We start from the raw sequence: 13,262 nt of genomic DNA on the forward strand, positions 1-13,262 counted from the left end.
AGGTATTAGCGTCGGTGTAAATATCAGCTTTAAAATTACAAATTATGATGACTAATGTCATTACCAATGATCTTGCCGCAGTGATTTATATCAATAAATGCAGGTAAAAGGCGGTGCGGTATCGTAGTGTAATCGCTTGATAATTACTTGACTGTAGATGCCTGTAAAATAGGTGGATAAAAGTTTTGAGTATATAGTAAAATTCGTTTATTTAAGCTTTCTGTTTCACAAACCGCATAAACATGCAGATACGCGTTTACTCATACTTTATACTGGCTATGCTGCTGTTTGCGCAGGTTTCGTGTGTTACCCAGAAACAGCCTGTGTCCACTGCAGACAAGTATGGCCCGGAAACCATTCTGCAACGGGTTAAGGAATCGGAGAAGAAGGTAAGTCGCTTTGTGGGCTTTGCCTTGTATGATCCGGAGTTGGGGCAGATGGTGGTGGAACATAACGCCGACAAGTACTTTGTGCCAGCCTCCAATACAAAACTCTTCACGTTCTACGCCTGCCTTAAAATGCTGGATGACAAACTACCGGCTTTGAAGTATACCGTGCGGGGAGATTCGTTGCTTTTCTGGGGTACCGGTGATCCCACCTTTACGCACATGGACGTAAAGAATACCATTGCCTACGATTTCCTGAAGAAGAGAAAAGAGAAGCTATACTACATCGAAGCACCTTTTAGCAGCACGCCCTTTGCCATTAACTGGGGCTGGGATGACTACAACTATTATTACCAGCCGGAGCGCAGCGTTTTCCCGATCCATGGCAACATCGTAAAATTCTACCGCAAAGAGAACAGTCCGTACACCACGGCACCTGCCTTTTTTAAAGCCTCTGTTAAAGCAGATACGGCAACTGTGCAGCCGCAAGGCGACTCGTTTGTGCGTGGGTGGCGCAGCAACAGCTTGACCTATTATCCGAAAAGCGCCAGGCCAAGTTTTTCGGTGGAGGTGCCTTTTATAACCTCTCCGGAGCTGACCACCCAGCTGCTTGCCGATACACTTAAAAAAGAAGTGCGATTGCTGAAAAAGCCAATCCCGAAAGTATACCAGGTGCTGCCAGGTTTGCCCTCGGACAGTGTGTACAAGCGCATGTTGCAGGTAAGCGATAACTTGCTGGCGGAACAACTGATGGTGTTATGCTCTGGTAAGCTTTCCGATACTTTATCCGTAGAGAAAAGTATAAAATACGTACTGGATAATTACCTGCAGGATCTGCCGGATAAACCCGTTTGGGTGGATGGTTCGGGTTTGTCTGCGATGAACATGTTTACCCCGAGAAGTATAATTGTGCTATTGCATAAGCTGCAGCAGGAACGCCCCAACGAAAGGCTGCTGCCCTTGTTGGCGGTAGGGGGAAGGCCAGGCACTTTCCGGAGCATCTATAAAGCAGAGGTGCCGTTTGTGTTTGGTAAGTCGGGCACCTTGGCGCATGTGCATAACCAGAGCGGCTACATCAGAACCAAAAGCGGGAAGCTGCTGCTTTTCAGTTTCATGAACAACAACTTTAAAGAATCTTCGGATGAGATACGCCAGGAAATGGTGCGCATCATGACCGAGATCCACGAGAAATACTAACCTTGATTTATAAGTTACAGCATCACCTAAACAAGCCATACTATGAAGTTAACTATCCGATCTTTTGCCTTGCAACTGCAGCACACCTTTACCATATCCTACGACTCGCGCGATGTGCAGGACACCCTGATCGTGGAGTTGCAGGACGGAGAGCACAAAGGGTATGGCGAGGCCACCAGCAACCCATACTATGGCGTTACCATTGAAAGTATGACACAGAACCTGGAGAACATCCGGGAGCAGATCGAATCTACCAACATCACTGACCCAGCCGCTTTCTGGGAGCAGGTGCGTCCGGCTTTGCAGCACAGTTCTTTTACACAATGTGCCCTGGACATCGCGGCCCACGACCTGTATGGCAAAAAGATGGGAAAACCCTTGTATCAACTATGGGGCCTAGACCCTGCCAAAGCGCCTGTCTCAAACTATACTATTGGTATTGATACTGTTGAGAAGATGGTGCAGAAGATGAAAGATAAACCGTGGCCGATCTACAAGATAAAACTGGGCACCGACAACGACCTGGAAATTGTGCGTGAACTGCGCAGGCATACTGATGCTATTTTCAGGGTGGATGCCAACTGTGCCTGGGGCGTGGACCAGACGATAAATTACTCGGCAGAGCTGAAGAAGCTGGGCGTGCAGTTTATCGAGCAACCCATGAAAGCCGACAACCTGGAAGGCATGAAAGAAGTCTACAAACATTCTGCCTTGCCGCTGATGGCTGATGAAAGCTGCATTGTAGAGCAGGACGTAGCCAAATGCCATAACCACTTCCATGGAGTAAATATTAAGCTGACCAAGTGCGGTGGTGTAACCCCTGCGCTGCGCATGATCAAACAAGCCCGTAAACTGGGTATGAAAGTGATGATCGGGTGCATGACGGAGTCTTCTGTGGGCATATCTGCCATCGGCCATCTGGCCCCTATGCTGGATTACGTGGATATGGATGGCGCCATACTTCTGAAAGAGGACATTGCCTCGGGGGTAAGAGTAACAGAGAACGGGATTATTTACCCGGAAGCTAACGGTACGGGTGCTTACCTGTTGCCTCAGTTAATAGAAGCTTAAGCCTGTACTATGCCTGTGGTAGAGCAGCTTACCGGCCGAACCGTTGTAGTTGACGGGCAGGAACGCCTATACTTTAGTGGTACCTCTTACCTGGGCATGAACGCTAACCCGGAACTGGCGGCACTGCTGCAGGAGGGGGGCAAACGCTACGGGACTACGTACTCCAGCTCCAGGGCATCGAACCTGAAACTGGCGGTGTATGAGAAAGCGGAGAACATGCTGGCTGCCATGGTAGGAGCAGAGGCGGCGCTTACGTTTTCGTCGGGGTATATGGCGGCGCAGGCCCTGATCCGGACTTTGGATAAGGGGCAGCCATTCTTTTATGCACCCGATGCGCACCCGGCCTTGTGGCGTACGCCTTCCGATGCCAACCATACTTCCTATACTGCGTGGGTGCAGTCATTGGAAGAGCGTTTTGAAACAGTAACAGAGGAAGTCGTGCTGGTGATGAACTCTGTGGACCCTCTCAGGGCCTGCAGATATAATTTTGAGTGGGTTGTCAGCTTGCCGGCAGATAAGCAGATTACATTAGTGCTCGATGACTCGCATGGGTTGGGTGTGCTGGGAGAGAAGGGTGCTGGCATGTATCCTGAGCTGAAAAGACTTATTAATTCCAACGTGCGGTTGGTGCTGGTATCGTCACTGGGCAAGGCTTTGGGCATTACTGGCGGCGTGGTGATGGGGTCAGAAGAATGCATTGCAACACTGCGGAAGTCTTTATACTTTGTAGCAGGTTCTCCAGCACCTCCAGCCTATATGTACGCCTATGTGCATGCCGGGCAACTTTATGCTGAGGCCAGGCAGCAACTTCAACAGAACGTGCAGGTTTTCCAGGAATTGGTAAGTCACACGCAGTTGTTTGCTTATTTTGATACCTATCCGGTTTTTTATACTTCCGACCACCATTTATACTTTGCTTTAAAAGACAAGGTAATCATTTCCTGCTTCCCTTACCCCGAACCCAACAGCGAACCCATCACCCGCATCATCATCAACAGCCTGCATACTTCAGAGGATATTGCTCAATTGGCTGAGATGATTGGGAAGTATAGTGTAGGGGGGAAGGTGAAGTATAAAGTATAAGCGGTCTAGGGTCCAACAGCTCCCTCTCCCTTTGAAAGTCCAGTATTTTGATTGTGTAGCAATCGTTGTTAAGTATGCTGCTTTCTCTCTGTATGTTTATCTAATTGCTGTTCATCCTCAGTCTTACCTGCCTATAGTTTCACCTTAGGCTTTGGTGCCCTCAAGGCCGGGTGGCCTCGTCCTTGGCCATCGCGCTGCTTTCGCTTCCTTTGCTCCTAACGTCGCAATGCCTCACTCCGTTCGTCACCGGAACCTCTCGAGGCGCTCAGTCCAAGGACTGGGATGGACACTTCTTTGTAAGCGGCTGTCGCAATTGGAGAGGAAGTATAAAGTCCGATTTGTAGGGACAGGTCGTGACCTGTCCGAGGAATAGCCTCAGCAATGAAACTTACATTATAATGTAGTAATAGCAGAGATTCCCCTCTCGAGAGGGGTGCAGGGGTGTGTCAATCGTTCACTAAAAACTCCCCTACTTTGACTCTAAAGGGGGCCCCTTCACCCCCAGGAGGGGATAAAGGGGTGGTTTGACCCGGTATTATGAAAGTCCCCCTTTGAAGGGGGCGTAGGGGGATGTTTACATCCTGCGAAAAACTCCCCACCTTAGCTAAATCTACAATCCCGGATCTACATAAATCGAAAAGGGAAGAAGACCTACGAATAAAAAAATCCCGCTACCTTAACCTGGCAGCGGGATTCTGAAATTATTTGAATGCGGACGCACTATTCATAAATAGAACTGGCGCGCAGGTCAATCACATTTTGGCTCGGCTTTAGGCGTTTTGTTCGGAGGTAACGGTTGTTTTCGTAGTCATCATAATTGGCGGCTGCAGGGTCCATGGAGTTGATGCGCACGCGGCCAGCTGAATGGATAAACTCTTTGTTGCCCCCGATCCACATACCAACGTGAACTACACGCTCTGGCTTACCGTCTTTGGCTGGTGTGCCGAAGAACAATAAATCGCCGGGGCGCAGGTTGTCCCAGTTCTTCTCTGTATCTACCAGTTCGCCCTCGTGCACTTGCTGCGAGGCATCGCGGGGCAGCACCATGCCGTTCATAAAGTACACCGTTTTGGTAAATCCGCTGCAGTCCACGCCTTTAAAGGAAGTGCCTCCCCATAAGTATGGAAGCCCCAATAACTGCTTACTGGTTTTCACAAGGTTTTCCTCGGTTGGCTGCCGGCTTGTGATCCAGTCTTTATAAAGTATGGCTTCTGATGCAGGTATAAATCCGGTGCGGCCATCCGGGAAACTCACTTCGTAAAAGTCTTTGGCTTTGTTTTTCAGTAGCATCACGTCACCATAAACAAGGTCTGAGATAGTGGCGCTCCGCTTATCTGAAGATGAAAAGACAAACCCATACGGATTCGTATAAATTAGCTTTTCGCCTTTCTGCCAGCTTTCCAGTTCAGCTTTGGTCATCAGCTTTATACCAGCGTAATCTACCCAGGCCAGGTAATGATCCGGGGTTTGTACCAGGTACCAGCCGTTTTCCTTTTTCCATACTTTTACCGGGGTACCCATAGTAGCCTGTGTGGCTAACTCTGCCGGGTGTTTTGGCTGTGAGCGTATGTTGGCCACTGAGATCGTAACCACGCCATAGTGTTTGCCATCCAGCTCAGCCTCCGGCAGTACGTTGATGCTATCTGTAAAAGCCAGGTTTGCTGCCTGCAGCCTTTTCAACAGTTCGGCCTTTGCCTCCGGAAGTATGGTTTCGCCGGTGAGCACACCATTCTCTTTAGCGGATACATCGAACAGCACCGTGCGTTTGTCTGGCGCAAATTGCTTGCGCACCGCCTCTATGTGTGTGGCAAGCGGCGAAGGGGCTGGGCTTGTGGCTGTAGGCATGGTTGTTTTTGTTGATGTGCAGGCTAGTAAAGTGCCAAGTAACAATATAGAAGCACCGTTTTTCATAGTAAAGTATGTTTCAGGATTAACCTAGCGTTCCAGAGTATAACTTAAATTATCGGAATAAAATTCTGTCAGGGGGCTACCAGTTGCATCATTAACCCAGACAAATAAGCACCATAAGTACCTACAGCATAGCCCAGAATAGAGAGTAACACGCCAACAGGGGCAAGCGCAGGATGAAAGGCAGCCGCCACAATAGGGGCAGAGGCGGCCCCGCCCACATTCGCCTGGCTACCCACCGCCAGGAAGAAGAACGGCGCGCGTACCAGTTTACCGATCACGAATAGCAACAGCATGTGCACTATTATCCAGATGATACCTACGAGAAATAAACCCGGCTGACTGACAATGGCTGTAATATCCATCTGCATACCGATGGTGGCTACCAGTATGTACAGGAAAAGACTGCCTATTCTGGTGGCACCTACGCCTTCCAGGTCACGTGCTTTGGTAAATGACATCAAAATACCAATCGTTGTGGCGATTACCACGATCCAGAAAAAGCCAGAAGTCAGGCTGAACTTATCAAGGTAAGGTGCATTCAACTCGATCCAGGGGGCAATGATGTCGGCAAAGAAGTGAGCTATACCCGTAACACCCAGGCCAACACCGGCTATCATGGCCAGGTCAGCCAGGCTTGGGATCTTCATGATGCTTTGCTGGTGCGTCTCTATCTTTACTTTCAGGTCGTTTACAGCAGTACTATCCGCCTTAAAGAACCTGTCGATGCGTTCGCTGATACCTGCCCCGTAAAGTAACACGGCCATCCATACATTGGCTACTATCACGTCAACGGCGATCACAGCGGAGAAAAGGTTCGGGTCTGGTTTAAACACCTCAAACATGGCCAACTGGTTGGCACCGCCGCCGATCCAGCTGCCGGCTATGGTTGAAAGCCCGCGCCATACAGCCATCGGACCCTCTCCGCCCACTATGTCAGGGGCAAAGGTTGACACGATCAGTATGGCCATAGGTCCTCCGATCATGATGCCTGCCGTGCCGGTTATAAACATTAAGCCCGCTTTATGGCGAAGCTTCCAGATCTCCTTCAGGTCCAGGCTCAGGGTAAAAAGCACCAAACTGGCAGGCAGCAAGTAACGCGACGCCACTGTGTACAAGCCAGATTGCGCTCCGGATATGATGTTGAGGGAGTTAAGTATACTTGGGATCAGGTAACAAAGCAGTACCGAAGGCACCACTGAGTAAAACTTTCTGAAAAAAGGATGCTTGCTGGCCGAGGTTTTAAACACAAATGCCAGAATAACTACCAGAATCCCCAGCACAACGGCATCGTTGGTGATTAGCGGGGCTGGCGAAGAGACTTGCTCCATGTAGGTGTTGTCGTGTTAGTGTTGTTGAGAATTGATGGTGCGGCAACTTGCAGTGTTTACTCAAAATCTGACCTAATGCCGCAACCCTAAACTACGTTATTTTTATTGGGATTATCAATAGAAAATATAACGTATTGGGTGATTTGTATTTTCTGTATACTACAAGTTGGTGAATCATTGTTTCTAATACGATTGTCATCCCCCTACCCCCTTCAAAGGCAGGGTCGTGTCATTCTAAGATTAATCTTATATAGCACAAGTTTTTAAGTTCATTGCCTGCTGTTTCTGGCCTTTCAGGCCAGTTGAGTCGGAGACTCAACATTACTTGTAAGTCACGAATCTGGAGATTCGCGCCAGGAAATAGTAGAATGAAACGACCCTGCCTTCAAAGGGGGACAATCACTTATGTAATTCCCCTCTTGAGAGGGGCCTACTACTATTAGGACACAAATTTACATACGCTGTTATTCCTGCCGCGAGTTGAAAACTCGCGGTAGATTGAGCATTTTATACTTGTGTTCTAAGCGTAGCTTGAGAGGGGCAGGGGGATGATTATACCTGTGTAGAGTCCTGATGTACCTAAAAACAAAAAGAGGAACCAACAACTAAGTCGTTTCCTCTTTCAAAGTTCAAGTACACTTAGTATACTTTATACTTACCAGATTCTGATTCTGTCTTCTGGCTTTTTGTACAGCTTATCACCCGGTTTCACATCGAATGCTTTGTACCAGGCATCCATGTTAACTGGAGCACCAATTGTACGGTATTGTCCCGGAGAGTGAGTGTCTGTCAGGATAAGCTGAGCGGCTGTTTCCGGAAGGGTATTAGCGCGCCATACCTGTGCCCATGCTAGGAAGAAACGCTGATCCGGCGTAAAGCCATCGATCATTTCGTTAGACTGGCCCTGCTTCGTCATTTTAAACGCTTCGTATGCAGCGCTCAAACCACCAAGGTCACCGATGTTCTCACCTAACGTAAGCTTGCCATTCACATGGATGGTATCAAGTACAGTGTAATCATCATACTGCTTGGCAAGGGCAGCTGCCTTCTCCTTGAATTTAGCTAAGTCTTCTGCTGTCCACCAGTTGCGCAGTGTACCGTCTTTGTCGTATTGGCTGCCAGAGTCGTCGAAACCGTGTGAGATCTCGTGGCCGATCACGGCACCGATACCACCATAGTTAACCGCATCGTCGGCATTCGGGTCGAAGAACGGGAACTGCAGGATACCTGCCGGGAACACGATCTCGTTCATTACCGGGCTGTAGTAGGCGTTTACAGTCGGAGGTGTCATGCCCCAACGCTCACGGTCTACTGGCTTGCCAAGCTGGCTTACCATTTTGTTGTAACCCCACTGGCCAGCGTTGCGCATGTTTGTAAAGAAGGAGTTGCGAGAGATCTCCAAACCTTCGTAAGCCTCCCACTTGTCAGGGTAACCCACCTTCGGACGGAAAGCATGCAGTTTTGCCAGTGCTTTCTCTTTTGTGGCGGCACTCATCCAGTCCAGTCCTTTGATGCGGATCTCGTAAGCCTTGATCAGGTTGGCGATCATCTCGTTCATACGTGCCTTTGCTTCCGGCTTAAAGTGCTTCTGCACATACAGCTGTCCCAGCAATTCGCCAATAGTGCCGTCCGTCAACTGCGACATGCGCTGCCATCTCGGGGTCTGTACTTTCTGGCCCGTTAAGGACTGTGAATAGGCAAAGTTAGCGTTCACAAAATCAGCGCTTAAGTATGGCGCAGCAGATTTCAGTACGTTCCACTGCATGTAAGTAGCCCAGTCTTTGGTAGGCACACTCTTCAGCATCCCGTTTAGCTCAACAAAGAATTTCGGGTTGTTCACAAGTATAGTGTCCTCGCCGTTTACTTTCATCTTTGCCATCAGCGCTTTCCAATCCATATTCGGAGTGGTTTTGCTAAACTCGGCTACAGCAAACTTATTGTAGGTTTTGTGCGGGTCGCGCATCTCTACGCGTGCCATTTGTGCAGCAGCCAGTTTCTTCTCTAAAATGAAGATTGTCTCGGCGTTTTTCTCGGCAGTTGCTTTTGGCACACCTGTTAAAGTAAACAGGGTAGTGATGTAGTTTTTATAGGCAGCCTGGATCTTCTGGCTGCGTGCGTCGTCTTTCAGGTAATAGTCACGGTCTGGCAATGTGGTGCCACCCTGGCTAAGCTGCGGTATCATGGTGTTCGGGTTCTTGCGGTCCTGGCCCACAAAGAAACCAAACATAGGAGAGCCGGAGCCAGTGGTGCGCATGTACGCCACCTCATTCAGCAAACCGTTAACATCTTTTATCTTGCCGGTTCTTTTCAGGTCGGCTTTAATAGGCGTGTAACCCGCTTTCTCTATAGCTGCGCTGTCCATGGCGGCGGCATAGAAATCGCCAACACGTTTCTCCACAGAGCCAGCAGCAGCATTGGTTTTGGCAGCCGATTCGTTCAGAATGTTTCTAACCGCGTTGATGTTAAAATCACGCAGTTCGTTAAAGCTGCCCCAACGCGTTTCTTTTGCCGGAACCGGGTTGTTGCGTAGCCAAACACCGTTTGCATAAGTATAAAAATCATCGCCTGGCTTCACCGCAAGGTCCATGTTGGCCTTGTCGATAAACACCGTTCTTTTGTTCGGCTCCTCGGGTTTGTATTGAGCCGATGCTTCAGTGGCCGTAAAAACAGCAGCTCCAAAGAGTAAGATCCGGAGGTGGTTTTTCCAGTTGTTCTTAGACTTCATGGTTGTCATTGGTTGTAAGTAGTAGTTTAGTTTTAAGTTAAAATAGAATTAGTTGGATGTTTCTGCTTCAATTGTTTTAGCAATGTAAAACAGCTCAATGTAAGGGTTTATCATGAAATTCCTGCAAAATATCAGCGCTGCCAAAGTATAAATTTGATAATCAGGAGCAGAAGTTTTAAAGGCTGTTGCCAGTCACATACTATAAGTATAAATCCTTACCACCAGTTATGCACTATTACCGTTAAAAGTGTAGGTTAGATGAAGAAAGAGGCGCAGGGTTTAATCAGGGGTTCGTTTAATATGGTTTCAGGGTCGTTTAAATTAATTGCACTTTTTAACGTAATTTTACCTTGTATATAACAAATCTATTCAGTTGTTCCTTAACCATCCGATCGTTTTGAAAAGATTCCTGCTATACTTTTCCCTGGCTGCTTTCATGCTGTGCGGTGCTGTAAATGCCTATGGCCAGCGCACGAAATCCAAAACCAGACGCACAACCATACAGAAGGCAATTGTTACTTCTTTTGATGCCAAAAGAGATCCTGCTTTCCTGGCGAACCTGAACTCTAAGTGGGTTGACTCGGTGATGAAGACCCTGACTCCAGAGGAACGCATTGCGCAGCTGATCATGATTCCGGTATACTCCAACCGCAACCAGGCCCACATCGACTCGATCAGCAATATCATAAAAACCTACAAAGTAGGCGGCTTGATCTTTTTCCAGGGCGGACCGGTGAGACAGGCCAGGATGACGAACCGCTACCAGGCTGAGAGCAAAGTGCCTTTAATGGTAAGTATAGATGCCGAATGGGGACTCATCATGCGCCTGGACAGCACGGTGCGCTTCCCGTACCAGATGGCGCTGGGCGGAATAGAAAACGAAGAACTGATCTATGAAATGGGGGCGGAGATCGCACGGCAGAGCAAGCGGCTTGGCATACATGTAAACTTTGCACCGGTAGTAGACATTAACAATAACGCCAATAACCCGGTTATCGGCTTTCGCTCTTTTGGCGAGGACAAGTATAACGTGGCCCGTAAGTCCATTGCCTACATGAAAGGCATGCAGAGTGAACATGTTCTGGCAAACGCCAAGCACTTTCCGGGGCATGGCGATACCAACGTAGACTCGCACGCCGACCTGCCTGTCATTCACTTCTCCCGCATTCGCCTCGACTCTACGGAGCTGTACCCGTTCCGTGAACTGATGAAAAACGGGCTGGGCAGCGTGATGGTGGCCCATATGAACATCCCGGTGCTAGATAACACCCCGAACCTGGCATCCACATTGTCTGAAAAGATCGTGATGGACCTGCTCAAAAAAGATATGAACTACAAAGGCCTGGTGTTTACAGATGCTTTGAACATGCAGGGGGTAGCCAAATTCTATGACCCGGGCATTGTGGATGTAAAGGCACTGCTGGCTGGCAACGATGTGCTCCTGAACACCATGGACGTGAAAACAACCATCGAAGAAGTAAAGAAAGCCATCGCAAACGGACAGATCACACAGGAAGAGATCGACGCTCGTGTTCGTAAGCTGCTGGCCGCCAAACAGTGGGTAGGTTTGGATGAGTATAAGCCTGTGGAACTGAAGAACCTGGTTGCTGACCTGAACAACCCATATGCCCAGTACCTGAGCCGGCAGTTAACTGAAGCCTCCCTGACGCTGCTTCGCAACAAGCAAAGTATACTCCCGCTTAATAAACTCGATACACTGCGCATTGCTGCCCTGGCCATTGGCACCGATAAGGAAACTGATTTCCAGAAAGGGCTGGCACGGTATACCAAAGTCGATACTTTCTTCCTGAAACCAACTGCTTCTATTTCCGAGCTTTTGCAGTTAAAGCAGGACCTTTCAAAGTATAACCTCATCATTGCCGGTGTGCACAGGCTCAACCTGAAAGCCGGCAGCAGTAACTTCGGAATCACCGCCGAGATGGACCTGTTCCTGAAAGACCTAATCCGCAGCAAGCCAACAGTAGTGAGCGTGTTTGGAAATGTGTATAGCCTGGCCAAACTTGAAAATCTGGATAAAGCTGATGCCGTGCTGGCTGCTTACCAGGAAACGCCGGTAACCCAGGACCTGGCAGCACAGTTGATATTTGGCGGGATAGGGGCAAAGGGTAAACTACCAGTGGCTGTATCAAACGCGTTCAAACTTGGCGACGGACTGAAAACACCTGGTGGTATACGACTGGCATACAGTATGCCGGAAGCCGTGGGCCTTAAGTCGGAGCACTTAACAGGGATCGATTCTCTGGTTGCCGAGGCCATACGCGAAAATGCGACTCCTGGCGCCCAGGTGCTGGTGGCCAAAGACGGCAAGGTGATCTACCAAAAATCATTCGGCTACCACACTTACGATAACCAGACACCAGTACAAAACACCGACCTCTACGACCTGGCCTCTGTGACCAAGATAAGCACCACCATGGCTGCTTTTATGAAACTGAGCGGAGAAGGGCGGTTCGATGTAGACAATACCATCGGTTCCTACCTGCCAATGCTGCAAGGAACAGACAAGGAAAACCTGAAGTATAGAGATATCCTTACACACCAGGCGCGTCTGTACGCCTGGATACCATTCTGGAAAGAGACCGTGAAAAAAAGCGGCAAGTTTAAGTGGCGCACTTTCAAGGATGAACCTTCCAAACGCTTCCCGATAAAGGTGGCAGATAACCTCTACATGCACCGGAAATATCACGAGAAAATCTACAAGACCATAGCCGAGTATCCGCTTAACGAGAAGCCAGGCTATGTGTACAGCGACCTGTCGTTTATACTTGCGCCACTGGTGATCCAAAACATTACCGGTGAGGACTTTGAAACCTACCTGAAAGAGAACTTTTACGAACCGCTGGGAGCCACAACACTTACGTTCAACCCATACTTGCATTACCCGCTGTCGCGCATTGTGCCTACCGAGTTCGACCCACATTTCAGGAAAAGCCTGCTGCATGGCACTGTAAACGATGAAGGCGCTGCCATGCTGGGAGGTGTTAGCGGCCACGCCGGCCTGTTTGGTAACGCCAACGACTTAGCCAAGCTGATGCAAATGTACCTTAACGATGGTGAGTATGGCTACCATCGCTACATCGCCGATAACGTGGTGGAGAACTTCAGCAAGTGCCAGTTCTGCGAGCAGGGCAACCACCGCGCACTAGGCTTCGACAGGCCAGCCAAACCAGGCGAGCAGAACAGCAATGCCGCCCCATCGGCACCCAAAGAGAGCTTTGGCCACTCCGGTTTTACAGGTACCTATGCCTGGGTAGACCCCGTAAATAATCTGGTTTATGTATTCCTGAGCAACCGCGTAAACCCAAGCAGGGAAAATCCAAAGCTGAGCAAGCTGAATACCCGCACCAATGTACTGCAGGTGGTTTATGATGCTATCGAGAAGAGTAAGAAGCAGTAATAAATGCCAAAAGTATAAAAAGTCAGCGCCTGTTCCGGTAAAGCACAGTCGCTGACTTTTTTGATGGTATTAGGATACAAAATACGTTCTTAGTATTTATCCAGCCTGAAAATGATTAATCCGGAAGTTTAATAATTTACTCA

Annotated in this window: 7 protein-coding genes; 4 read left to right on the forward strand and 3 right to left on the reverse strand. The window is 48.9% G+C overall.

Annotated features, from left to right (window positions below; genetic code table 11):
* Positions 1–242 precede the first annotated feature (242 nt).
* Genes AC4BAP_RS06115 through AC4BAP_RS06125 form a run of 3 tightly spaced genes read left to right on the forward strand, consistent with a single transcriptional unit; the run spans position 243 to position 3,737 of the window.
* A complete protein-coding gene (locus AC4BAP_RS06115) occupies positions 243–1,583 on the forward strand; it encodes a D-alanyl-D-alanine carboxypeptidase (RefSeq protein ID WP_490581738.1) in 1,341 nt (446 codons plus the stop codon).
* Positions 1,584–1,625: 42 nt separating this feature from the next.
* The gene (locus AC4BAP_RS06120; protein ID WP_490581739.1) at positions 1,626–2,654 is read left to right on the forward strand and encodes a dipeptide epimerase; all 1,029 of its coding nucleotides are present in this window, start codon (positions 1,626–1,628) and stop codon (positions 2,652–2,654) included.
* 9 nt (positions 2,655–2,663) lie between these two features.
* Positions 2,664–3,737 carry an aminotransferase class I/II-fold pyridoxal phosphate-dependent enzyme gene (locus AC4BAP_RS06125; protein WP_490581740.1) on the forward strand — a complete coding sequence of 358 codons (1,074 nt, stop codon included), beginning with the start codon at positions 2,664–2,666 and terminating at the stop codon, positions 3,735–3,737.
* A gap of 720 nt (positions 3,738–4,457) precedes the next feature.
* On the opposite strand, the gene AC4BAP_RS06130 is transcribed toward AC4BAP_RS06125, so the two are convergent.
* From AC4BAP_RS06130 to AC4BAP_RS06140, 3 genes are all read right to left on the reverse strand, one after another.
* Complete coding sequence (locus tag AC4BAP_RS06130; protein ID WP_490581741.1) at positions 4,458–5,648, reverse strand: C40 family peptidase; 1,191 nt, start codon at positions 5,646–5,648, stop codon at positions 4,458–4,460.
* 68 nt (positions 5,649–5,716) lie between these two features.
* A complete protein-coding gene (locus AC4BAP_RS06135) occupies positions 5,717–6,976 on the reverse strand; it encodes a DUF819 family protein (RefSeq protein WP_490581742.1) in 1,260 nt (419 codons plus the stop codon).
* Positions 6,977–7,631: 655 nt separating this feature from the next.
* Positions 7,632–9,701 (reverse strand): M13 family metallopeptidase, encoded by a 2,070-nt coding sequence (locus tag AC4BAP_RS06140; protein ID WP_490581743.1) that lies wholly within the window; start codon positions 9,699–9,701, stop codon positions 7,632–7,634.
* A gap of 586 nt (positions 9,702–10,287) precedes the next feature.
* Between AC4BAP_RS06140 and AC4BAP_RS06145 the strand changes: the two genes are divergently transcribed.
* Positions 10,288–13,119 carry a serine hydrolase domain-containing protein gene (locus tag AC4BAP_RS06145; protein ID WP_490581989.1) on the forward strand — a complete coding sequence of 944 codons (2,832 nt, stop codon included), beginning with the start codon at positions 10,288–10,290 and terminating at the stop codon, positions 13,117–13,119.
* Positions 13,120–13,262: the final 143 nt, after the last annotated feature.

The organism is Pontibacter sp. GD7 (assembly GCF_058216375.1).

Bases quoted from the DNA above. Each gene is read 5' to 3' on its own strand.
- AC4BAP_RS06115 (WP_490581738.1), top strand. From the start codon at position 243: ATGCAGATACGCGTTTACTCATACTTTATACTGGCTATGCTGCTGTTT.
- AC4BAP_RS06120 (WP_490581739.1), top strand. From the start codon at position 1,626: ATGAAGTTAACTATCCGATCTTTTGCCTTGCAACTGCAGCACACCTTT.
- AC4BAP_RS06125 (WP_490581740.1), top strand. From the start codon at position 2,664: ATGCCTGTGGTAGAGCAGCTTACCGGCCGAACCGTTGTAGTTGACGGG.
- AC4BAP_RS06130 (WP_490581741.1), bottom strand. From the start codon at position 5,648: ATGAAAAACGGTGCTTCTATATTGTTACTTGGCACTTTACTAGCCTGC.
- AC4BAP_RS06135 (WP_490581742.1), bottom strand. From the start codon at position 6,976: ATGGAGCAAGTCTCTTCGCCAGCCCCGCTAATCACCAACGATGCCGTT.
- AC4BAP_RS06140 (WP_490581743.1), bottom strand. From the start codon at position 9,701: ATGAAGTCTAAGAACAACTGGAAAAACCACCTCCGGATCTTACTCTTT.
- AC4BAP_RS06145 (WP_490581989.1), top strand. From the start codon at position 10,288: ATGAAGACCCTGACTCCAGAGGAACGCATTGCGCAGCTGATCATGATT.